Raw genomic sequence first — 21,678 nt, forward strand, 5'->3', positions numbered from 1 at the left:
CGGGACCCGCGTTGCACCCCGGAATCCCGGGGTGCAACGCGGGTTCCGGGGTGTCGCGTCGGCGGGACAGCCGGGGGCGGTTTTGACAATCATTATCAGTAGCAATAGCGTGGCCGTCATGAGCCTCCGCCGCACCCTGCCCCTGCTCGCGCTGCCCGCCGCCGCAGCCCTCGTCCTCTCGGGCTGCTCGTCGAGCGGTGACGCGGGCGCCACGGGCGACGACACCTCAGGAGGCGCGATCTCGGTGGTCGCGTCGACGAACGTCTACGGCGACATCGCCCGGACCGTCGGCGGCGACGCGGTCGACGTCACCAGCATCATCAGCGACCCCTCGCAGGACCCGCACTCGTACGAGGCCGACGCCCGCACCCAGCTCGCGGTGTCGCGCGCCGACCTCGTGATCGAGAACGGCGGCGGGTACGACGCCTTCGTCGACACCATGATCAGCGCCAGCGACACCTCGGCGGTCGTCGTGAACGCCGTCGACGTCTCGGGGCTCGACCCCGAGGCCGAGGGCCACTCCGACGACGAGCACGCCGACGAGGGCCACTCCGACGACGAGCACGCCGACGAGGCCGACGGCGAGCACGACCACGAGCACGGCGCCTTCAACGAGCACGTGTTCTACAGCCTGCACAGCATGGGCGCCCTCGCCGACGAGATCGCGCACGAACTCGGCGAGCTCGACCCCGAGCAGGCCGACGTCTTCACCGCGAACGCCGCCGCGTTCGCCGACGACGTCGCCGACCTCGAGACCCAGGCGGCCGAGATCAAGACGGCCCACGACGGCGAGTCGGTCGCCTACACCGAGCCCGTGCCCGGCTACCTGTTCGACGAGATGGGTCTCGTGAACGTGACCCCCGCCTCCTTCTCCGAGGCCATCGAGGAGGGCGACGACGTGTCTCCGGCGGTGCTGAACGAGACGCTCAAGATGTTCACCGACGGCCGGGTCGACCTGCTCGCGTACAACGAGCAGACCTCCAGCCCCGAGACCGAGGCGGTCGAGAAGGCCGCCACCGACGCCGACGTCGCGATCGTGCCGGTCACGGAACTCCTCCCGGAGGGGGATGATTACATCTCGTGGCAGCAGAGCAACATCGACGCGATCAAGGCGGCACTCGACCGGTGACCCAGGGATCCCCCGACGACTCCCCCGCCGTCGCGACCCGCGCCTCCTCGGCCGGGCGCGGCGGCGACGCCGTGCTGCGCCTGCGCGACGCCGGCGTCGGCTTCGGCGGCCGCACCCTCTGGTCGGGGCTCGACCTCGACGTCGCCCCCGGCGAGTTCATCGCCGTGCTCGGACCGAACGGGGCCGGCAAGACCACGATGCTGCGGACGATCCTCGGTCAGCAGGAGCTCACGACGGGGTCGATCGAGTTCCTCGGTCAGCCCGTCGCCCGCGGCCACCGCCGCATCGGCTACGTCCCCCAGCAGCGTCTGATGGAGGCGGGAACGCCCCTGCGGACCCGCGACATGATCGCCCTCGGCGTCACCGGTCACCGGTGGGGCCTCCGCCGGGAGAGCCCGAGCGAGCGGGCCGCCATCGACGCTCTCGTCGACGAGGTCGGCGCCACGTCGTTCGCCGATGCCCCCGTCGCCTCTCTCTCGGGCGGCGAGCAGCAGCGGGCCCGCGTCGGTCAGGCCCTCGCCGCCGATCCCGCCCTGCTGCTCTGCGACGAACCCCTGATCTCGCTCGACCTGCGCCACCAGCGCGGCGTCACCGAGCTGCTCGACCGACAGCGCCGTGCACGTGAGACGGCGGTGGTCTTCGTGACGCACGACGTCAACCCGATCCTCGACGTCGTCGACAGGGTGCTCTACCTCGCCGGCGGCTCGTTCCGCATCGGCACGCCCGACGAGGTGCTGCAGGCATCCGTGCTCAGCGAGCTCTACGGGACGCCCGTCGACGTCATCCGCACGATGGGGCGCATCGTCATCGTCGGGAGCCACGGGCACGACGACCACCACCTCGAACCGCTCGACGACGGCGGAGGCCCGCGATGACCGACCTGTGGGCCCAGCTCTTCTCGTTCCAGGACTTCGGCGAGCTCGTCGCCCTCGTGCGGAACTCGATCATCGCCGGTGCGGTGCTCGGTCTCGTCGGCGGTCTGATCGGGCCGTTCGTGCTCACCCGCAACATGCCGTTCGCGGTGCACGGCATCAGCGAGCTCTCGTTCGCCGGCGCGTCGGCGGCTCTGCTGTTCGGCGCGAACGTCGTGGCCGGATCCGTCGTCGGCAGCGTCGTGGCCGCCCTGCTGATCGGACTGCTCGGCTCGCGGGCGCGCGAACGGAACTCGATCATCGCCGTGCTCATGCCCTTCGGCCTGGGCATCGGCATCCTCTGCCTCGCGCTGTACCAGGGCCGGTCGGCCAACCGCTTCGGCCTCCTCACGGGTCAGATCGTGGCCGTCGACAACCCGCAGCTGGGCTGGCTGATGACCATCTCGGCCGTCGTGATCGTCACGCTGCTGGTCATCTGGCGGCCCCTGACCTTCGCGAGCGTCGATCCCGACGTGGCGGCCGCCGCCGGCGTGCCGGTGCGCACGCTGAGCATCGTCTTCATGCTCGTGCTCGGCCTCGCGGTCGCCGTGTCGGTGCAGATCGTCGGCGCCCTGCTCGTGCTCTCGCTGCTCGTGACACCCGCCGCGGCCGCCCTGCGCCTGACGGTCAACCCCCGCCTCGTGCCGCTGCTGAGCATCGCCTTCGCCGTGACGTCCGTCGTCGGCGGGATCCTGCTCGCGCTCGGCGGCGGCCTGCCGATCAGCCCCTACGTCACCACCATCTCGTTCGCCATCTGGCTCGTCTGCCGCCTCATCGGGCGAAGTCGCGACGCGCGGACGCTCAGGCCCCGCCGACCGGCGCGGGTAGCCTTGGCCGCGAAACAGGAGGCCTGAGATGCTCGGCGGTGCGAAATGGTAGTCCGGCGCAACACGTGGCAGCGCGAGGCCGTGCGCGAGGCGCTCGGCAGCAGCGAGGGCTTCGTCAGCGCCCAGTCGCTGCACACCCAGCTGCGCGAGGCGGGATCGCCCATCGGCCTGGCGACGGTCTACCGCGCCCTGTCCGATCTCGCCAACGACGGGTCGGCCGACTCCCTGCAGCAGGAGGGCGAGAGCCTCTACCGCGCCTGCACCCCCGGAACGCACCACCATCACCTCATCTGCCGGGTCTGCGGCACCACCGTCGAGATCGAGGCGGACGCCGTCGAGACCTGGGCGCGGCAGGTCGCCGCACAGCACGGCTTCACCGAGGCCCAGCACATCGTCGACGTCTTCGGCCTCTGCGCCGCGTGCTCGGCCGAGAAGGCCGCGGGGCGCGACCCGGCGGTCACGCGGGCTCCGTCGCGCGACTGAGCCGCGCCTCCTCGGCTGCCGCCGTCGACCCTCAGGAGGCGCGGGTTGCGTCTTCCCGGGCGTGTCGCGTACTCTTGCTCTTTGGTTGGGCGCTCTCTGCGCCCATGTGCACCGAATCCCGAGCCACATCGACCCCGCCCTGCGGAGTCACCGGGACGACGCGCGCCGACAAGTGACCTTGGGTAGAGGACTTCCGTTCGCAGAACGGGGTGCCCCTACGGTATCTACGGAGGAAAGACCATGGCAGCAACATGCCAGGTGACTGGAGCCATCCCCGGCTTCGGACACAACATCTCGCACTCGCACCGACGCACGAAGCGTCGTTTCGACCCGAACATCCAGAAGAAGACGTACTACGTGCCGTCGCTTCGTCGTAACGTGACCCTGCAGCTCAGCGCCAAGGGGATCAAGGTCATCGACGCTCGTGGCATCGAGTCGGTCGTGAAGGACCTTCTCGCTCGTGGGGAGAAGATCTAATGGCTCGTCAGCAGGACGTCCGTCCCATCATCAAGCTCCGCTCGACGGCGGGCACCGGTTTCACGTACGTGACCAAGAAGAACCGTCGTAACAACCCCGATCGCCTCGTGCTGAAGAAGTACGACCCCGTGATCCGCAAGCACGTCGAATTCCGCGAGGAGCGCTAAAAATGGCCAAGAAGAGCATGATCGCGAAGAACAACCAGCGCGCCGTCATCGTCGCCCGCTACGCCGAGAAGCGTCTCGAGCTGAAGAAGGCGCTCATCGACCCCAACGGCACCGACGAGAGCCGCGAGGCCGCTCGCAGCGGTCTGCAGAAGCTGCCCCGCGACGCGTCGCCGGTCCGCCTCCGCAACCGCGACTCGGTCGACGGACGCCCCCGTGGTCACCTCAAGGCGTACGGCATCAGCCGTGTCCGCTTCCGTGACATGGCTCACCGCGGTGAGCTTCCGGGCATCACGAAGTCTTCCTGGTAGGTTTTACGCGGTTCCACAGGGCCCTCGGGCCTGTTACCGCACGGACGCGGTGAACGCCGCGTCTCGTCTTACGAACGAAGTCCGAGGAGGACAATCACATGGCTGACAAGTCACTGAACCGCACCGAGCTCGTCGCAGCTGTCGCTTCCGAGTCCGGCCAGAGCCAGGCCGCCGTCAGCGGCGTCGTCGACGCTTTCTTCTCCGTCGTCTCGAAGTCCGTCGCCGACGGCACCAAGGTCACCATCCCCGGATGGATCGCCTTCGAGAAGACGCACCGCGCCGCTCGCACGGGCCGCAACCCCCAGACGGGTGAGGCTCTCGAGATCGCCGCGAGCGACAGCGTGAAGGTCAGCGCCGGCAGCAAGCTCAAGGCCGCCGTCAAGTAGTCCTCCGCTTCTCACGAAGCCCAGGGGGTGTCGACTTCGGTCGGCACCCCCTTTCGCGCGCCGGGCGGCGGGTGCTGCCGGTCGCCGACCCGCGCCTCCTCGGCTCCGCCCCGGCGACCGCCTCGGTCTCTCGGAGCCGAACGATCCGCGTCCGCACCCAGGACACCCGACCTAGGCTGGAACCCGTGCCGAAACTCACCCGCATCACAGGGCCCGCACTCCTCGTGCTCGTGGCGTTCGCGTCGCTGCTCGTCGCCCTGAAGCTGGGTGGGGCCGCCGACGCGCCGCTGGTCGTCGACCCGGGCGAGGTCGTCCGCTACGGGCTGCCGATCGCCAAGATGATGAACAACATCGGCGCCGCCGCCACCATCGGCACCCTGGCCCTGACCTGCTTCGCCCTGGCGCGGACCAGACCCGAGTACGACCGGGCGCTCGACATCGCCGCCGGCGCCGCGGGGTTCTGGGCGGTCGCGTCGGCCGTCACCACGTTCTTCACGTTCCTCAGCGTCGCCAACGTGGCCGTCACCTTCGACGACCAGTTCGGGCGCACGCTCGCGTTCTTCCTCACCGACACCGAGCTCGGCAACGCATGGCTCATCACGACGCTGATCGCCGCCGCCGTCACGGTGCTCTGCTTCGTCGTCCGCAACATCTGGGCGCTGATCGGCGTCACGCTGCTCGCCATGGGCGGGCTGATCCCCATCGCCCAGCAGGGTCACGCGGCCGGCTCGAGCGGGCACGACGCCGCGGTCACGAACCTCGCCCTCCACCTCGTGGGCGCCTCGGTCTGGCTCGGCGGCCTGATCGCCCTGGCGCTCCTGCGGGGCTCGTTCGACACGGGTCGCCTGGCCATCGTGCTCTCGCGCTACTCGACCCTCGCCATCGTCTGCTTCGTCGTCGTGGCCGTCTCGGGCATCGGCAGCGCCGCCCTGCGGATCGGCAGCTGGTCGGCGCTGACGACGGGCTACGGGGTGCTCGTGCTGATCAAGACGTTCGCCCTCGTCGGGCTCGGGCTCTTCGGCGTCGTCCAGCGGCGGTTCCTGGTCGCGCGCATGACCACCCACCCGAAGGCGACCACCAGGCTGTTCTGGTGGTTCATCACGGCCGAGCTCGCGTTCATGGGCATCGCGTCCGGGGTCGCCGCCGCCCTCGGTCGCACGGCCACCCCCGTCGAGCAGGTCGCCGCCGCCGATCTGGCCGACCCCACCCCGGCCGAGATCCTCACGGAAGAGCTGCTGCCGCCCGAGCTCACGCCGATGCGCTGGATCACCGAGTGGAACCCCGACATGCTCTGGGCGCTGCTGTGCGCCTTCGGCGTCTTCTTCTACCTCGCCGCCGTGGTGCGCCTCCGCCGCCGGGGCGACCGCTGGTCGGCCGGACGCACCGTCTCGTGGGTCGCCGGCATGGTCGTGCTGTTCTACATCACCTGCGGCGCACCGAACGTCTACGAGGAGTACCTGTTCAGCGCGCACATGCTGGCCCACATGGCGCTCGGCATGGTCGTTCCCGTGCTGCTCGTCCCCGGCGCCCCCGTGACGCTGGCCCTCCGCGCGATCCACAAGCGCACGGACGGCACCCGCGGCCCCCGCGAGTGGATCATGATCCTGGTGCACTCGCGCTACGCGCACGTCATCAGCAACCCGATCGTGTCGGCCGTCCTCTTCGCCGGGTCGCTCTTCGTCTTCTACTACACGTCGCTCTTCAGCTGGGCCACGACGACGCACCTCGGGCACTACTGGATGATCGTGCACTTCCTGATCGTCGGGTACCTGTTCGTGCAGTCGATGATCGGCATCGACCCCGTCAAGGGCCGCCTGCCCTACCCGATGCGCCTGCTCGTGCTGCTGGCGACGATGGCGTTCCACGCGTTCTTCGGACTCAGCATCATGACGAGCACCGGGCTGTTCCTCGCCGACTGGTACGGCGCCATGGGCCGCACCTGGGGCGCCACCCCGATGGAGGACCAGTACGCGGCCGGCGGCATCGCCTGGAGCGTGGGCGAGATCCCGACGGTGTCGCTCGCCATCGCGGTCGCCATCATGTGGAGCCGCAGCGACAGCCGCGAGGCCAAGCGGAAGGACCGCAAGGCCGACCGCGACGACGACGCCGAGCTGAAGGCGTACAACGAGCAGCTCGGGGCGCTGGCGCGGAGCGACCGAGGGCGCTGAAGCGACCGCAGCCGCCGCGCTCGGGGCGCCCGGGACGCGCACACCCGATCGGGGGCTGTCCCGCGGCGATGACGTGAGGCATTCTCGACAGGTGCTGCCCGAGCACGTCGAGAGGACCCCATGCCCACCACCGCCCTCGCCCGCACCCGAGTGACGTTCGTCGCCCTCGCCGTCGCCGCCGGCCTGACCCTCGGGGGCGGACTCACCCTCGGCGGCGCGGCACCCGCCCACGCCGCCCCCAAGGCCTACGCGAACTGCACCGCGGTGCAGAAGGCGTTCTCGGGCGGGATCGCCAGACCCGGCGTGAAGGTCAACCTCGTCAAGAAGTCGAACGGCACGGTCGAGAAGCGCAAGCTCAAGGGCACGGTCAAGTTCGACAAGGCCCTCTACGACGCCAACGCGAAGATGGACCGCGACAAGGACGGCATCGCCTGCGAGAAGAGCTGACCGGGCCTCAGGCCATCAGCTCGCGGACGCGGGGCACGACCTCGGTTCCGTAGAGCTCGATGCTGCGCATCATGTGCTCGTGCGGCAGGCGGCCCATGCTGTAGCGGAGGTCGAAGCGCGACGCTCCGAGCAGCGTGAGGTTCTTCGCGATCTTCTGCGCCACCGTCTCGGGCGACCCGACGTAGAGCGCACCGGTCGGGTTCGCGCTCTGCTCGTACTGCGGGCGCGAGTAGGGCGGCCAGCCGCGCTCGCGTCCGAGCTGGTTGGTCTGCTCCTCCTGGTAGGGGTAGAGGATCTCCATCGCCTCGGCGTCGGTGTCGGCGATGAAGCCGGGCGAGTGCATCGCGATGGGCTGCGAGGGCTTGCCGAACTCGGTCAGCGCACGGCGGTACAGGTCGGCGTAGGGCGCGAACTGGGCCGGCTGCCCGCCGATGATCGCGAGGAACAGCGGCAGTCCGTAGTGCGCGGCGCGGATCACCGACTGCGGCGACCCGCCGACGCCCACCCACGTCGGGAGGGTGCCGGACTCGGGTCGGGGGTAGACCCACTGGTCGCTGAGGGACCCGCGGACGCTGCCCTGCCAGGTGACCGGCTCGTCCTTCAGCAGCTCGGCGAACAGCTCGATCTTCTCCTCGAAGAGCTTCTCGTAGTCCTGCAGGTCGAGGCCGAAGAGCGGGAACGACTCGGTGAACGACCCGCGCCCGAGGATGACCTCGGCCCGGCCGTTCGACACCGCGTCGAGGGTGGCGAAGCGCTCGTAGACGCGGACGGGGTCGTCGGAGCTCAGCACGGTGACGGCCGAGCCGAGGCGGATGCGCTCGGTGCGGGCGGCGATCGCGGCCAGCACGACCTCGGGGGCCGAGACGGCGAAGTCGACGCGGTGGTGCTCGCCGACGCCGATGAAGTCGAGCCCGACGCGGTCGGCCAGGACGGCCTGGTCGATCAGGTCGCGGATCGCCTGGGCGTGGCTGATGAGGGTGCCGGCTCCGTCGGCGCCCGCGGGGCGCTCGGTGACGTCGCCGAAGGTGTCGAGGCCGAACTCGAGGGGGTGTGACATGGGACTCCTGACCGTGCTGTTCATGCGTTTGCATGAATTGTACGCCCCGAGGAGGCGCGCGTCCAGCAGGTGCGGAGCCGCACCTCCTGCGGACACGCGGCCGAGTCGGGACTAGACCGGACCCGTGCTCTCTCCTCTGCTGCTCGCGACGGCGGCCGGCCTGCTGTCGGGGCTGTCGCTCGTCGCCGGGGCGGCCGTCGCCTGGTGGGTGAAGGTCCCCCGCGAGGTGATCGCCCTGGTCATGGCCTTCGGCGCCGGCGTGCTCATCTCGGCGCTCTCGTTCGACCTCGTCGCGGAGGCGACGAGCAGCGGCGGCCTGCTGCCGACCATCGTGGGCGTGCTGGCCGGCGCCGTCGTCTACGTCGTGCTCGACCAGCTGCTCGAGCACGGCGGGTTCCGGCGGAAGCGCCACAGCCGAGGAGGCGCCGCCGGCGGGACCGGGCTCGGCATCGCACTCGGCGCGCTGCTCGACGGCGTGCCCGAGACGGCCGTGCAGGGCGTGAGCCTCACCGGCGGCGGATCGCTGAGCGTGGCGATCCTCGTGGCGGTCGTCATCTCGAACATCCCCGAGGGCATGTCGAGCACCGCCGACCTCAAGTCGTCGGGGCGCTCGGCCGGCTACGTCTTCGGCCTCTGGTCGGGCATCGCCGTCGTCTGCGCGCTCTCGGCCCTCGGCGGCTACGCGCTGCTCGGCTCCGTCGCCGAGGGCGGGCAGTCGTTCGTCATGGCGTTCGCCGCCGGCGCGATCCTCGCGATGATCTGCGACACGATGATCCCCGAGGCGTTCCGCAGGACGCAGACGCTCACCGGACTCGTGACGGTGGTCGGCTTCATCGCGAGCTACGCGGTTCACGAGCTCGGCTGAGGCGGGGCAGGCGGCCGACCCGCGCCTCCTCGGGATCGGTCCCCCGTTCTCACGGGAACGACACACGTCGGCTGCGATCCGGGCCGCCTACCGTGGCGCCTGGCACGCGAGTGCCCCGAGAGGAAGGACCACCATGAAAGCAGTCGTCTGGCACGGCATCGGAGACATCCGACTCGACGAGGTCGCCGACCCCGCGATCATCGACCCCACCGACGCGGTCGTCCGCATCACCCGCAGCGCCATCTGCGGCACCGACCTGCACTTCGTCCGCGGCACGATGGCGCCCATGACCGAGGGGACGATCCTCGGGCACGAGGCCGTCGGCGTCGTCACCGAGGTCGGCGACGATGTGCGCGGCTTCAGCCCCGGCGACCGCGTCGTCATCAACTCGACCGTCTCGTGCGGCAGCTGCCGGTACTGCCGGATGGGGCAGACGGCGCAGTGCGACGTCGCCAACCCGAACGGCCCCGACGCCGGCACGTGCTTCTTCGGCGGGCCCGCCTCGACCGGGCCGGTGAACGGCCTGCAGGCCGAGCAGGTGCGCGTGCCGTTCGCGCAGAACACGATGCACCGGCTGCCCGACACGGTCAGCGACGAGCAGGCGATCCTGCTGAGCGACATCTTCCCGACGGGCTGGTTCGGGGCGGAGCTCGCCGGGGTCACCCGCGGCGACGTCGTCGCCGTCTTCGGGGCGGGCGTCGTCGGCCAGTTCGCCATCGCGTCGGCGTTCCAGCAGGGGGCGAGCCGCGTGCTCGTCGTCGACCGCGAGCCCACCCGCCTCGCGCAGGCCCTCGCCCAGAACGCCGAGATCGTGGACTTCGACGAGGAGGACCCCGTCGAGACCATCAAACGCCTGACGGGCGGGGTGGGCGTCGACGCCGTGATCGACGCCGTCGGCGTCGACGCGCAGCACGCCGCGCACGGGCCGGCGGCCCCCGACGACGCGACGGCCGCCGAGTTCGCGGCCGAGGTCGAGCAGGTCGCCCCCGACGCGGACCCCACGGGCGACCAGTGGGTTCCCGGGAACGCACCGACGCAGGCGCTGCGGTGGGCCGTCGAGGTCGTCGCGAAGTACGGACGCATCGGGGTCATCGGCGTCTACTCGCCGACCGTCACCTCGTTCCCGTTCGGCGAGGCGATGCTGAAGAACCTCACCATCCGCATGGGCAACTGCGACCACCACGCGGTGACGCCGCCGCTCATCGACCTCGTCGCCTCGGGCCGGTTCGACCCGACGGCGTTCATCACCGAGCACGAGGGCGTCGCATCGGCCATCGAGGCCTACGAGGCGTTCGATCGACGCGAGCCGGGCTGGCTGAAGGTCGAGCTCGTCGCGTCGTAGGGCCCCGGGCGCGGGACGTGGTGTGATGGCCGAGGAGGCGCGGGTCGACCGCGCCCCTCCACCACCCGACAGTGAGGCGCACGCCATGACCACCACCGCTCTCGTCGCCGGCGCCACCGGCGATCTCGGTCACCGGATCGTCCGCGAGCTGCTCGCCCGCGACGTCCGGGTCCGCGTGCTCACGCGTCCGGGCGGCGGCGCCGCCTCCGCGCGGTTCGGCGACGACCCGCGCGTCGACGTCGTCACCGCCGGCTACGACGACCACGAGTCTCTGACGGCGGCCGTCTCGGGGGCCGACGTCGTCGTGTCGGCCGTCAGCGGGACCCGCCCCGTGATCGTCGACGCGCAGCGAGCGCTCCTCGCGGCGACGGTCGCCGCGGGCGTGCCGCGCTTCATCCCGTCCGACTACTCGGCGGACTACCGGCGCATCACGCCCGGCACGAATCGCAACTTCGACCTGCGCCGCGAGTTCGCCGCCGAGGTCGACGCCGCACCCGTCCGGGCGACGTCGATCCTCACGGGCATGTTCGCCGAGCTCCTCACCGGCGACGCCCCGATGATCCTGTCGGGTCGCCGGCTCGTCCTCTTCTGGTCGTCGGCCGACCAGGTGCTCGACTTCACGACGAAGGACGACGTCGCGCGGGTCACGGCCCTCGCGGTGCTCGACGACGGCGCCCCGCGCGTCGTCGAGATGGCGGGCGATCACCTGTCGGCCCGCGATGTGGCGCGCATCATGACCGAGGTGACCGGCGCCTCCCACCGGGTTCAGTGGGCCGGCACGGCCGGGACGCTCTCGGTGATGAGCCGGATCGGCAGGCTGCTGTCGACGGACCGCGACGCGACGTTCCCGGCCTGGCAGGGGATGCAGTACTTCGTGAGCATGTTCAGCGGCGAGGCGCAGCTGCGGCACGTCGACGACGAGCGGTACGGCGTGCTCGATTGGACGCACGTCCGCGACGTGCTGGCGGCGCACGTCGCCGCGACGGGCGGAGCGGGGTCGGGGTCGGGGTCGGGGTCGGCCTAGGGTCGGGCTCGCCGTCCGACCCGGGGATGCTCGGGGCGGGCTGCGACGGCCGTCACGCGAGGCAGTGCGCCATGATCGCCTGCTGCACCGGCAGGAGCGACGCCTTGAAGCCGTGGCCGACGAACGCCGGGTGGTCGATCGCGTCGGCGGCGACCTCGCGCCCGCGGACGAACGGCGGGCACGGGTTCAGACGGACGCCCTCGGGCGCCGTGTCGAGCAGCGCGGCGGTGATCCGGTACGGCGCGAGCTGCTCGGCGTGGGCGCCCGGCCCGTCGGTGAGGACGACGTCGGCGGATCGGATGGCCGTCTCGAGGTCGTCCGTCGTGCGGGCGCCGGGCGACGCGAGCCCCGTCGGGCAGCACTGCACGAGGTCGAGGTGCAGCAGCCGTGCCGCCTCGTGCCAGGCGCGCGAGATGTTGCCGTCCGCCCCGACGAACAGGAACCGGGTCGACTCGAGCCCGCCCCGCAGCCGCCGGAGCGACCAGAGGTCGGAGAGCACCTCGCACGGGTGGTTCCGATCGGTCATGGCGTTGACGATCGGGAGGGTCCCGGCGTCGGCGAGCCCCTGCACGACGGCGAGGTCGGGGTGGCGGACGACGACGATGTCGGCCCAGGCGTCGAGGTAGGCGGCGACGTCGCCGAGCGCCTCGGCCTTGTCGAGCGTCGTGTCCGGCAGCACGATCGGCTGGAGCCCCATGAGCGCCGCACCCCGTTCGAACGTCACGCGGGTGCGCAGACTCGTCGCGGGGAAGAACATCACGGCGCAGCCCGTCGTCACGGGCCCTCGACCGTCGCGGTAGGCGTCGGCCAGGGCGAAGACCTGCTCGACGTCGGAGGGGGCCCAGTCGTCGAGCGTGATGAGAGATCGCATGCTGCCACCGTACGAGACGCCGGAGCACGGCAGAGGCCGAGGAGGCGCGGTGCGGCCGTCAGGGGCGCGGCACCGCGTCGAGGGGGTTGGCCCGGGCCCGGGCGGGCAGCCCCGCGCGGACGGACCGACCCGCCTCCGACGCGGGCTTGCGATGAGCCTGCGCGGCGGCGAGCGTCGCGAACTCGTCACCGAAGCCGTCGCGGGGCAGCCGTTCGACGACCGCCGCGACGAAGCCGCGCTCCCAGTCGCCGGGGGCCGCCCCGCTCACGTCGAGGCTCGTGGCCCGCTCGAGAAGATGACCCTCGACGTCGAGCTCGGCGGCCACGGACGGCCACATGTGGCGTTCGATGATCTCGGCCACGCGCCTCCCCCGCTCGTCGTCCCAGCCCGCTCCCGCCGCGAACACCCGCGCGACGTCGGCACCGGCCCGCTCGAACGGCACCGTGTGGCTGTCGAACGACGGCGACAGCCCCAGGTCGTGCAGCATCGACGCCACCCAGAGCAGTTCGCGATCGACGCCCAGGCCCTCGGAGTCGCCCAGCGCGGCGGCGAAGGCGAACGACCGGAGGCTGTGAGCGGCGAGGGCCGGCGAGGCGTGCGCGGAGACGACGGCGAGGGCACGCGCGGCGACGGGCGTCGGAGGGGTGAGCAGGCGGTCGAGATCCCGGGAGTCCGTCATGGTGGGGAATCTACGAGTGGACGCATCGCGCCACCAGTGGCAGTCTGGCCACGGTTGCTCGAGAAGCTGCCAACCCCGCGTCGTCTGGAGCCCTCGTGACCGCCACCGCCCCTTCTCGGCCCCTCCCCCGGCATCCGACGCCGCCGGCCGGGCTCGTCGTCGCGACCCTCGTGGCCGACGGCGTCGCCCCGTTCGAGTTCGGCGTGCTCTGCGAGGTCTTCGGACTCGACCGCTCGGCCGACGGCGGACCGACGTTCGACCACCGCGTCGTGACCGAGCACCCCGGCGTGATCCGCACCAATCAGGGCTTCGGCATCACGGTCGACCTCGACCTGTCGGCGGCCGCCGACGCCGACGTGATCTGCGTGCCCGCGCTCGCGGACCACGGCTCGCTGTCGCCGGCCGTCCGCGATCTGCTCGTGGCCGCCGAGGCCCGCGAAGCCTGGCTGATCAGCGTCTGCAGCGGCGCCTTCGTGCTCGCCGAGGCCGGCCTGCTCGACGGGCGCCGGTCGACCACGCACTGGCTGCACTCCGATCGTCTGCAGGCCGAGCACCCGGGCACCACCGTCGACGCCGACGTGCTCTTCGTCGAGGATCGCCGCGTGATCACGAGCGCCGGCACCGCCGCCGGCATCGACGCGTGCCTCCACTTCGTACGGCGGGTGCACGGCGCGGCGGCGGCGAACGTGATCGCCCGACGCATGGTCGTGCCCGCGCACCGCGACGGCGGGCAGAGCCAGTTCATCGAACGGCCGATGCCGGTGGAGGCCGACTCGTCGCTCGCCCCCCTGACCGACTGGATGCTCGCCCACCTCGACCGCGACCTGCCGGTCGAGGTCCTGGCCGCGCGGGCGCACATGTCGCCGCGCACGTTCGCCCGCCGCTTCAAGGCCGAGCTCGGGACGACGCCGGCCGCTTGGCTGACGTCGCAGCGCCTCCTGCGATCGCAACGGCTGCTCGAGAGCACCGGCCTCGGACTCGACGCCATCGCCGGCGAGGTCGGGTTCGGGTCGGCGGCGGTGCTGCGGCACCACTTCGGACGCGTGCTGGGGACGACGCCGCGCTCGTACCGGGCGATGTTCGCCGGCCCGGACGAGCTGGCCGAGCTGGCGCGCGCGTAGGTCTTAGGTGGGAGGCGCCGAGCGGGTCGGGAGGCGCGGGGCGGGTCGGGAGGCGTCGGCCGGGTCAGCAGGCGCCGGGCGGGTCAGCGGGCGCCGGCCGGGTCAGCGGGCGGCGCGGCTCCGCAGCCTGCGGGCGAAGAACGCCAGGGCGAGCCCCAGCGCCACGAGCACGGCGGCGAGGCCGCTGACGATCTGGCCGACGGGGTAGGCGGCCGGGACGCCGAGCGTGACGAGCCCGATCGCGAAGCGGACGATGGCGAGCACGCCGCCGGCGCTGAGCAGCAGCGACGTGAGGCGAGCGCTCGTCTGCGAGCTGCGCACGCCCCGGACGACGTGCGGCAGCAGCAGCGCGAAGAGGTACGCGGGGTAGGCGGTCGCCACCGTCGAGTAGAGCCGCACGACCCCCTGGTCCAGGTCGAGGGCGAGATCGGCCGCACGCCCCGTCGGCTCGGATGCGACGAAGAGCGCCACCTCGACGACGAACACCCCGACGAAGACGAGCGCCCCGGGCGGTCCCGAGACGAACCGCAGCGTGCGGGGCGCGTCGTAGGCCCGGGCGACCTGCGTGCCGGCGAGCAGCAGGCCGGTGAAGAGCAGCAGCTTGGCGAGCAGGTCGGTCGCGTTCTCGAACGGCAGGACGCCGTCGACGGCCCGGTAGACCTCGGGCGTGATCAGCGCGAAGGCCAGGGCGATCGCGAAGGCCGACGCCACGACGAGCGGGTTGCGCCCCCTGATCGCCCCCGGGAGGCGTGTGAGGGCCAGGGCCGCCAGTACGGCGACCACGAGGAATGCGATGGTCATGTCACCCCAGGGTGTCTTGGATTCGGTGCGCCTGCTCGGTGTCGGCCGCGAGACGCCTCGCCTCGCGTTGCGCCGCGGCGAGACGATCGGCGACCAGGTCGTTCAGGTCGACGTCCGAGAGGCGCGTCAGCGCGTCGGATCTCGCGCCGCGCCTCCATCCTGCCTCCTCCAGTGTGAGGACACCTGCGGCGGCGAGTCCGCCCGTCCACGAGGTGCCGGCGATGCGGGCGATCTCGACCAGCTGCGACGGGCGCAGCTTCGAGGCGCTGATGGCCGCCGAGACGTTCGAGGGGGCCATGCGCCAGCGCTCGGCGAGGGTGGCGCGGAGGCCCCCGGGGTCGATCGCGTCGATCCACTGCCGCACCGAGCCGGGGAGGGGCGGGTCGGCCATGCCGCGGACGCCCGAGAGAGCGGCACGCGCACCCGGGGCCTGCCGGTCGAGCAGCACGACGAGGGCGTCGGCGAGCTCGACCTGCGCGAGGACCTCGGCGGGGGTCGGCTCGATCGCCGGACCCCGGAGGTCGGCGTAGCGGTCGAAGGCGGTCAGCGCGTCGACGGGGGCGACGCCGGCGACCCGGGCCGCGGCGACGATCTGCGCTTCGGGCACCCGACCGCGGAGCAGCTGCGCCTGCAGCGTGCTGCGGCTGACGCCGAGGGCGCGGGCGAGGGGGAGGGCGGCGGCGGGGAGGCCGACGGACGCGGCCCAGGCTCGGAACTCGCCGGAGGGGACGGACATGCACGTCTCCTCTCGAGTCGTCGCGGGGGTCGATGCCGGCGGCCTGCGGAGCCCGTGTGCGCACTCTGACCACCCGAGAGTGACGGACTTCTGTCATTCTCGCAGGATCTATGTATTCTTGACACCGGGGAAGCGCCGCGCACGGTCGACTGCCAGGGCATCAAGAGGGGTGCGTCACGGGGGTGACGGCTCGACGACTGCCGCCGAGCCTACGACGGGCGGGCCGTGCGCGGGCGCTCCTGCCCGGCCCGCGCCTCCTCGGCCTGCCGCTCGCCGCACGCCGCCTCCGCGCGCCGTCTCCGCCTGCCGTCTCCGCCCGCCGCGCTGCGTCCGCGGTATGGACGCCGTCGCCGACGGCGACGCCCTTGACAGCCGCACTCGCGCCTCCTAGGTTCATTACTCAAGTAACGAACCTATGAAGAGGAGGTGCGCATGTTCGACGAGTCGGGTCCGATCTTCGTGCAGCTCGCCGACCAAATCGAGCGACGTGTGCTCGACGGCACCTACCCCGAAGACGAGCAGGTGGCCTCGACCAACGAGTTCGCCGCGTTCCACCGCATCAACCCGGCGACGGCGGGCAAGGCCGTCAATCTGCTCGTCGACCGGGGGATCCTCTACAAACGCCGGGGTGTCGGCATGTTCGTCGCCCCCGGCGCCCGTGAACGCCTGAGCGAGCAGCGGCGCGCCGCCTTCGCCGCCGAGTACGTGCGCCCCCTGATCCGCGAGGCCGCCGCCCTCGGGATCGACCTCCCCACCCTCGTCACCCTGATCGAACAGGAGAGAAGCTGATGAGCATCGCGATCGAGATCACCGATCTGCACCGCCGCTACGGCTCGACCACCGCTCTCGACGGCGTCTCGTTCGCCGTCGAGGAGAACACCGTCTGCGGTCTCCTCGGCCGCAACGGAGCCGGCAAGACCACCCTCATGGCCCACATCGCGGGGCAGGAGCGACCGTCAGGAGGCGCGGTGCGCGTCTTCGGACACGACCCGGTCGACGACGCGACGGTCCTGTCGCAGACGTCGTTCATCCGCGACGATCAGCGCTACCCCGACGACTTCCGGCTGTCGCACCTGCTCTCGATCGCCCCGGCCTTCCACCGCCGGTGGGACGCCGGGCTCGCGGCCTCGCTCGTCTCGGACTTCCGCCTGCCGACCAAGCTCGCCATCAAGAAGATGTCGCGGGGCCAGGCATCGGCGGTCGCCATCGTCGTCGGGCTCGCCTCCCGCGCACCGCTGACCATCTTCGACGAGCCGTATCTCGGTCTCGACGCCACCGCCCGGCAGGTCTTCTACGACCGCCTCCTCGAGGACTACGCCGAGCACCCCCGCACGATCCTGCTCTCGACCCACCTCATCGACGAGATGGAGCCGCTGCTCGAGAGGGTCGTCGTGCTCGACCGCGGACGCGTCCGGCTCGACTGCGACGTCGACGAGGCGCGAGCGTCGGCCTTCGCCGTCGCCGGGACCACCCGGGCCGTGCAGGCCTTCGTCGCCGACCGCCGCACCCTGTCGACCCACGTGATCGGCGGCCTGATGACGGCCACGGTCGACGGGCCGGCCGACGACCGCGTGCGGGAGGACGCCGACCACGCGGGCGTCGAGCTCTCGAGCGTCTCGCTGCAGCAGGTCGTCGCCGCCGTCGGCTCGGACTCGGACTCGCACGCCGGCGCCGGCGCCGCACTCACCGCGGCGGTCGCCGCCGACCCCGAAGGAGCCCGGTCATGACCACCCTGCCCGCCACCGACGCCTCGCGCGTCCCCGCCCGCGAGTCGAGCCGTGTGCTGGCCGTCACCCGGCTGCACTTCGTCCGCCGCCTCGGCCTGCTGGTCGTGCCGCTGATCATCACGGTGGTCGTCGTCCTCGTGACGATCGTCATCCAGATCGCCATCCAGCGCGCCATGGCGGCGACGCCGGAGGACTTCGCCCCGGGCGCCCGCATGAACCCCGCCGTCGCGTGGGCGCAGAGCGGCTACTTCATCGCCCTGGGGGTCTCGACCGTCGCGACGGCGTTCCCCCTCGCGGCGTCCCTCGGCACGACCCGCCGCGACTTCGCCCTCGGCACGACGCTCGCGCACCTGCTGGCGTCGCTCTACATCACGGCGGTCTTCGTCGCGCTGCTCGGCATCGAGCTCGTCACCGACCACTGGTTCGGCGGCTTCTACGTCTTCGACGTCGACCTGCTGGGGGCCGGCGACCCGGTGAGGTTCGTGGCGACGGTGTTCGTCGGCTCGCTGCTGTGCTTCTCGATCGGCTCGGTGTTCGGCGCCTCGTGGCTGCGCTTCGGTCCGCGGGGGCCGTTGGCCATCAGCCTCGGCACGGCGCTGGTGCTGGCCGGGGGCGTGCTGCTCGCGGTGCCGTCGTTCGGCGCCCTCGCCGAGGCGTTCCGGCCCTGGTGGGTCGCCGTCGCCGCGGTCGCCCTGATCGCGCTGTCGATCGGCGGGACGTTCGCGTTCCTGCGGCGGGCGTCCGCTCGGTAGTCGACCCGCGCCTCCTCGGCCCGCCGCTACTGGAAGCTCAGGGTGTCGTCGGAGTCGATCGTCATCGCGTAGCTGACCGTGAACGGGACGTCCTCGTCGATCGTGTACACCGAGCCGTCGAACAGCGACTGCGCCTGGACGACCAGATGCGCGGTGCCCGGCGCCTCGTCGACGAGCCACTGGCCCGGCGTCGACGACGACGGGACGACCGTCACGGCCGGGTGGTCGACGATCGACCAGACGGGCTCGTCGACGATGCGGTCGTCGACCGGACGACCGAACGGGCAGCCGGCCGGCAGCAGCACCTTCTGCGTGACGCACGACTCGTCGAGCTGCCGGTCGAGCTGCCGCTGCAGGACGGCCGCGAAGGAGGCGCGGGGCCGGATGTCGACGGCCGCCGCCGTCGTCGACGCGACGCCGAGGGCGCTCACCTCGACCGGGTCGGCGTGCAGGTAGGTGCTGTCGTGCGAGAGCTCGAAGCGCGACGGAGCGAGGACCGTGAACCTCGTCGCCACGTCGCCGCCCGTGGTCGTGATCTCGCGGCCGTCGACCTCGAAGCGGGCGTCGTTGCGCGGAGTCACGTCGATGGTCGCCGTGGGCTTCTGAGCGAAGCTCCACTGCCGGAAGACGAGGAACCTCGTGCCCGCCTCGCGCACCACGAACTGCGACTCGCCGGCCACCCCGTCGAGCGTGTACGCGAGCGTCACGGTGCGGGTGCCGTCGCCGAGCGGCAGCTCGGACACCTCGCGCACGTCGTCGAGGCCGCCGAGCGACGGGACCTCGAGCAGGCTGTCGTCGAGGTCGTCGGTGACCTCGACCCCGGCCAGGGTGAGGGCGCTCGACACGTCGCCCCGGTCGACGGCGTCCATGTAGCCGCGGGCGAAGCCGCCGGCGCTGTAGACGGTCGCGTTCAGCGCGGCGACGGTCACGACGAAGGCGACGACGACGAAGAGGGCCGCGCCTCCCCAGATCGCGACGAAGGGCCATCTCCGTGAGGCGGGTCTCTTCTCCCCCACAGCAGAAGACATGCCCACAGCATAGGTGGACGCGGGTCACGGGAAGCCGTGGACCCGAGGAGGCGCGGGTAGATTGGATCCGCTCCCCGCGCCTCCTCGGCTCCCCCGAGTCCCGTCGAAAGGTCCCGCCCGCTCGTGCCCGTCGCCCTCTCCGCCGAACAGCAGGCCGTGTTCGACGCCATCGAGAACACGCGCGAGCACATCTTCGTCACCGGCCGCGCGGGCACCGGCAAGTCGACGCTGCTGAACCACCTGTCGTGGAACACCGAGAAGCAGGTCGTCATCTGCGCTCCGACGGGTGTGGCCGCGCTGAACGTCGGCGGTCAGACGATCCACTCGCTGTTCCGGTTGTCGATCGGCCTGATCGCCGATCACGACATCGACCAGAAGCCCGAGCTGCGCAAGCTGCTCAACACGATCGACACCCTCGTGATCGACGAGGTGTCGATGGTCAACGCCGACCTGATGGACGCCATCGACCGGTCGCTGCGCCAGGCGCGTCAGCGCAGGTCCGAGCCGTTCGGCGGCGTGCAGGTCGTGCTGTTCGGCGACCCGTACCAGCTGCCGCCGGTGCCCGGCGACGCCGAGGAGCGCGCGTACTTCCGAGACAACTACCGGTCGATGTGGTTCTTCGACGCCCACGTCTGGAACGACGCGGCTCTGCGCATCTACGAGCTGGCGTTCATCCACCGGCAGACCGAGGGCGACTTCAAGGAGATGCTCAACGCCGTGCGGCACGGCCGGGTCACGGGCGAGATCGCCGGTCACCTGAACGCCGCCGGCGCCCGGCCCGTGCCGCCCGACGCCGACGCGATCACCCTCGCCACCCGCAACGACACCGTCAACCGCATCAACAAGCTCGAGCTCGAGCGGCTGCCCGGCAAGGTGCTGACCGCCAAGGCCGAGGTCAGCGGCGAGTTCGGCGGCCGGTCGTTCCCCGCCGACGAAGCGCTCGAGCTGAAGCGCGGGGCGCGCGTGATGTTCCTGCGGAACGACAGCGACCAGCGCTGGGTCAACGGCACCACGGGCACGGTGACGAAGGTGCGCGACACCGTCTTCGTCGAGGTCGACGGCGAGGAGCACGAGGTGCAGCCGGCCGTCTGGGAGAAGTACAGCTACAGCTACTCGCAGTCCACGAAGCAGCTGCGGAAAGACGTCGTGGCCGAGTTCACGCAGTTCCCGCTGCGGCTGGCCTGGGCCGTGACGATCCACAAGTCGCAGGGCAAGACGTACGACAGCGCCATCGTCGACCTCGGATCACGGGTGTTCAGCGCGGGGCAGACGTACGTGGCGCTGAGCCGCATCACGTCGCTCGACGGGCTGTATCTGTCGCGTCCGCTGCGACCCGCCGACATCATCGTCGACCTCGACGTGCGGCGGTTCATGAGCCAGGCGACGCGGGTGCCGGCGATCCACGCGGCGGCGGACGCCGCCGGGGCCGGTGCCGAGGCCGCGGGCGAGTAGCGGGGCCGACTGCGGACGACCGGCTGCTCGCCGCTGCTGCCGGCTGCTGGCCGGTGCCCGCCGACTGCTGGCCGATGGCCGCTGTCAGGCGGCGGCGGCGGCCTTGGCGGCGGCGAGCTCGACGAAGAGCTCGGTGCTGAACCGGTACGCGACGGCGACCTCGTCGAGCACCCGCTCGCGCGCCTCCGGGCTCCAGTCGACGGAGTCGAGCTGCCGCCGGTAGGTGGACTTGAACTCCTTCGGGGCGGCGATCTCGGCGAACAGGAAGAACCCGACGCCGTTGGTGTCGAACCCGAACTGGCGCTGCATGAGGCCGCGGATCAGCTGCCCGCCCGAGAGGTCGCCGAGATACCGCGTGTAGTGATGGGCGATGAATCCGCCGACCCACTCGGACGCCGCGCGGATCCGGGCGCAGTAGTCGCTCGTGACCTCGAGCGGGCGGATCCGCGACCGCCAGTCGTCGCCGAGCAGGAACTCCAGATCGGCCGTGATGGCCGGCAGCCGGGTCAGCGCCGGCGACAGGAACGGTGCGGCGACGGCGTCACCGGCGAACCGGGCCGCTGCGGTCTCGAGCGCCTCGTACACGAACCAGTGCTGGGCGAGCATCTCGATGTAGTCGTCACGCGTGCCGCGACCCGTCATGAGGTCGGCCATGAACGTGCAGCCGATGTCGCCGGTGGCGCTCGACGCCGAGGTGCGCTCTCGCAGGGCCTGCGAGAAGGGGATGACGACGGACATCGGGCCCCTCCGTTCCGTGAGTCGGTTAGGTGACCCTAACCATAGCGAGGGAGGCGCGCGAGGGCCATGGGGTTCGGCGAAACGTCAGCAGACGGCGAGGAGTCGGACGGGTGCGGGGCGGTGCGGTGCGTGCGGTGCGGGGGTGCGGTGTGGGGTGGCGGGGGTGGCCGGCGTGGCGGCGG

25 protein-coding genes are annotated in these 21,678 nt (G+C 71.7%); 18 read left to right on the plus strand and 7 right to left on the minus strand.

What is annotated here, in order from left to right; genetic code table 11:
- Positions 1-118 precede the first annotated feature (118 nt).
- From ASF89_RS13555 to ASF89_RS13600, 10 genes are all read left to right on the plus strand, one after another.
- Entirely contained in the window at positions 119-1,129 is a 1,011-nt protein-coding gene (locus ASF89_RS13555) for a metal ABC transporter solute-binding protein, Zn/Mn family (protein WP_055815865.1), read from the plus strand.
- 74 nt (positions 1,130-1,203) lie between these two features.
- Positions 1,204-2,004: an ATP-binding cassette domain-containing protein gene (locus ASF89_RS13560; RefSeq protein WP_200913502.1), complete on the plus strand. Its 801-nt coding sequence runs from the start codon at positions 1,204-1,206 to the stop codon at positions 2,002-2,004.
- A complete protein-coding gene (locus tag ASF89_RS13565; protein ID WP_055815815.1) occupies positions 2,001-2,894 on the plus strand; it encodes a metal ABC transporter permease in 894 nt (297 codons plus the stop codon). The genes ASF89_RS13560 and ASF89_RS13565 overlap by 4 nt, the downstream gene beginning before the upstream one ends.
- An 18-nt stretch (positions 2,895-2,912) precedes the next feature.
- Positions 2,913-3,350, plus strand: a complete 438-nt coding sequence (locus ASF89_RS13570; protein WP_055800933.1) for a Fur family transcriptional regulator — start codon at positions 2,913-2,915, stop codon at positions 3,348-3,350.
- 240 nt (positions 3,351-3,590) lie between these two features.
- The gene (rpmB, locus tag ASF89_RS13575; protein WP_022885355.1) at positions 3,591-3,827 is read left to right on the plus strand and encodes a 50S ribosomal protein L28; all 237 of its coding nucleotides are present in this window, start codon (positions 3,591-3,593) and stop codon (positions 3,825-3,827) included.
- Positions 3,827-3,994 (plus strand): 50S ribosomal protein L33, encoded by a 168-nt coding sequence (rpmG, locus tag ASF89_RS13580; protein WP_043595944.1) that lies wholly within the window; start codon positions 3,827-3,829, stop codon positions 3,992-3,994. Before rpmB ends, rpmG begins: the two co-directional genes overlap by 1 nt.
- 2 nt (positions 3,995-3,996) lie before the next feature.
- Positions 3,997-4,302: a 30S ribosomal protein S14 gene (gene rpsN, locus ASF89_RS13585; RefSeq protein WP_055800930.1), complete on the plus strand. Its 306-nt coding sequence runs from the start codon at positions 3,997-3,999 to the stop codon at positions 4,300-4,302.
- Between the two features lie 98 nt (positions 4,303-4,400).
- The gene (locus ASF89_RS13590) at positions 4,401-4,688 is read left to right on the plus strand and encodes an HU family DNA-binding protein (RefSeq protein ID WP_043595940.1); all 288 of its coding nucleotides are present in this window, start codon (positions 4,401-4,403) and stop codon (positions 4,686-4,688) included.
- A 185-nt stretch (positions 4,689-4,873) separates the two neighbouring features.
- Positions 4,874-6,856, plus strand: a complete 1,983-nt coding sequence (locus ASF89_RS13595) for a cytochrome c oxidase assembly protein (RefSeq protein WP_200937190.1) — start codon at positions 4,874-4,876, stop codon at positions 6,854-6,856.
- A 120-nt stretch (positions 6,857-6,976) separates the two neighbouring features.
- The gene (locus ASF89_RS13600) at positions 6,977-7,303 is read left to right on the plus strand and encodes an excalibur calcium-binding domain-containing protein (protein WP_055800927.1); all 327 of its coding nucleotides are present in this window, start codon (positions 6,977-6,979) and stop codon (positions 7,301-7,303) included.
- 7 nt (positions 7,304-7,310) lie between these two features.
- Here the strand turns inward: ASF89_RS13600 and ASF89_RS13605 are convergent, their stop codons facing one another.
- On the minus strand, positions 7,311-8,360 hold the full coding sequence (locus ASF89_RS13605) for an LLM class flavin-dependent oxidoreductase (RefSeq protein ID WP_055800922.1): 1,050 nt from the start codon (positions 8,358-8,360) through the stop codon (positions 7,311-7,313).
- Positions 8,361-8,484: 124 nt separating this feature from the next.
- Here ASF89_RS13605 and ASF89_RS13610 point away from each other — a divergent pair, with 124 nt between their 5' ends.
- The 3 genes from ASF89_RS13610 to ASF89_RS13620 all read left to right on the plus strand — a co-directional run bounded on the left by ASF89_RS13610 (position 8,485) and on the right by ASF89_RS13620 (position 11,591).
- Complete coding sequence (locus ASF89_RS13610) at positions 8,485-9,225, plus strand: ZIP family metal transporter (RefSeq protein WP_055800918.1); 741 nt, start codon at positions 8,485-8,487, stop codon at positions 9,223-9,225.
- A 133-nt stretch (positions 9,226-9,358) separates the two neighbouring features.
- Positions 9,359-10,567 carry an alcohol dehydrogenase catalytic domain-containing protein gene (locus tag ASF89_RS13615; protein ID WP_055800915.1) on the plus strand — a complete coding sequence of 403 codons (1,209 nt, stop codon included), beginning with the start codon at positions 9,359-9,361 and terminating at the stop codon, positions 10,565-10,567.
- 85 nt (positions 10,568-10,652) lie between these two features.
- Positions 10,653-11,591, plus strand: coding sequence for an NmrA family NAD(P)-binding protein (locus tag ASF89_RS13620; RefSeq protein WP_055815818.1), 939 nt, complete (start codon positions 10,653-10,655; stop codon positions 11,589-11,591).
- Positions 11,592-11,643: 52 nt separating this feature from the next.
- On the opposite strand, the gene ASF89_RS13625 is transcribed toward ASF89_RS13620, so the two are convergent.
- Together ASF89_RS13625 and ASF89_RS13630 are read right to left on the minus strand one after the other, a co-directional pair.
- Positions 11,644-12,462, minus strand: coding sequence for an ornithine carbamoyltransferase (locus ASF89_RS13625; protein WP_055815821.1), 819 nt, complete (start codon positions 12,460-12,462; stop codon positions 11,644-11,646).
- Positions 12,463-12,520: 58 nt separating this feature from the next.
- Positions 12,521-13,141, minus strand: coding sequence for an HD domain-containing protein (locus ASF89_RS13630; RefSeq protein ID WP_055815824.1), 621 nt, complete (start codon positions 13,139-13,141; stop codon positions 12,521-12,523).
- A 170-nt stretch (positions 13,142-13,311) separates the two neighbouring features.
- On the opposite strand from ASF89_RS13630, the gene ASF89_RS13635 reads away from it, so the two are divergent.
- The gene (locus ASF89_RS13635; protein ID WP_055815873.1) at positions 13,312-14,262 is read left to right on the plus strand and encodes a GlxA family transcriptional regulator; all 951 of its coding nucleotides are present in this window, start codon (positions 13,312-13,314) and stop codon (positions 14,260-14,262) included.
- Positions 14,263-14,364: 102 nt separating this feature from the next.
- Here ASF89_RS13635 and ASF89_RS13640 read toward each other — a convergent pair whose 3' ends face one another.
- Both ASF89_RS13640 and ASF89_RS13645 read right to left on the minus strand, forming a co-directional pair.
- Complete coding sequence (locus ASF89_RS13640) at positions 14,365-15,063, minus strand: hypothetical protein (protein WP_055800901.1); 699 nt, start codon at positions 15,061-15,063, stop codon at positions 14,365-14,367.
- A gap of 1 nt (position 15,064) precedes the next feature.
- Positions 15,065-15,799, minus strand: a complete 735-nt coding sequence (locus ASF89_RS13645; RefSeq protein ID WP_055800898.1) for a hypothetical protein — start codon at positions 15,797-15,799, stop codon at positions 15,065-15,067.
- A gap of 432 nt (positions 15,800-16,231) precedes the next feature.
- Here ASF89_RS13645 and ASF89_RS13650 point away from each other — a divergent pair, with 432 nt between their 5' ends.
- The 3 genes from ASF89_RS13650 to ASF89_RS13660 are packed head-to-tail and all read left to right on the plus strand — an operon-like array spanning position 16,232 to position 18,278.
- Complete coding sequence (locus ASF89_RS13650) at positions 16,232-16,588, plus strand: GntR family transcriptional regulator (RefSeq protein ID WP_055815826.1); 357 nt, start codon at positions 16,232-16,234, stop codon at positions 16,586-16,588.
- Complete coding sequence (locus tag ASF89_RS13655; protein ID WP_055815829.1) at positions 16,588-17,526, plus strand: ABC transporter ATP-binding protein; 939 nt, start codon at positions 16,588-16,590, stop codon at positions 17,524-17,526. The genes ASF89_RS13650 and ASF89_RS13655 overlap by 1 nt, the downstream gene beginning before the upstream one ends.
- Entirely contained in the window at positions 17,523-18,278 is a 756-nt protein-coding gene (locus ASF89_RS13660; protein ID WP_055815832.1) for a hypothetical protein, read from the plus strand. Before ASF89_RS13655 ends, ASF89_RS13660 begins: the two co-directional genes overlap by 4 nt.
- 26 nt (positions 18,279-18,304) lie before the next feature.
- Here ASF89_RS13660 and ASF89_RS13665 read toward each other — a convergent pair whose 3' ends face one another.
- A complete protein-coding gene (locus ASF89_RS13665) occupies positions 18,305-19,306 on the minus strand; it encodes a hypothetical protein (protein ID WP_156357436.1) in 1,002 nt (333 codons plus the stop codon).
- A 123-nt stretch (positions 19,307-19,429) separates the two neighbouring features.
- Between ASF89_RS13665 and ASF89_RS13670 the strand changes: the two genes are divergently transcribed.
- A complete protein-coding gene (locus ASF89_RS13670) occupies positions 19,430-20,758 on the plus strand; it encodes an ATP-dependent RecD-like DNA helicase (protein ID WP_055815836.1) in 1,329 nt (442 codons plus the stop codon).
- A gap of 84 nt (positions 20,759-20,842) precedes the next feature.
- On the opposite strand, the gene ASF89_RS13675 is transcribed toward ASF89_RS13670, so the two are convergent.
- Positions 20,843-21,496: a heme oxygenase (biliverdin-producing) gene (locus ASF89_RS13675; RefSeq protein WP_055815839.1), complete on the minus strand. Its 654-nt coding sequence runs from the start codon at positions 21,494-21,496 to the stop codon at positions 20,843-20,845.
- Between the last annotated feature and the right edge of the window lie 182 nt (positions 21,497-21,678).

Origin of the sequence: Frigoribacterium sp. Leaf172, from assembly GCF_001424285.1 — a bacterium.
Classification (GTDB): domain Bacteria; phylum Actinomycetota; class Actinomycetes; order Actinomycetales; family Microbacteriaceae; genus Frigoribacterium.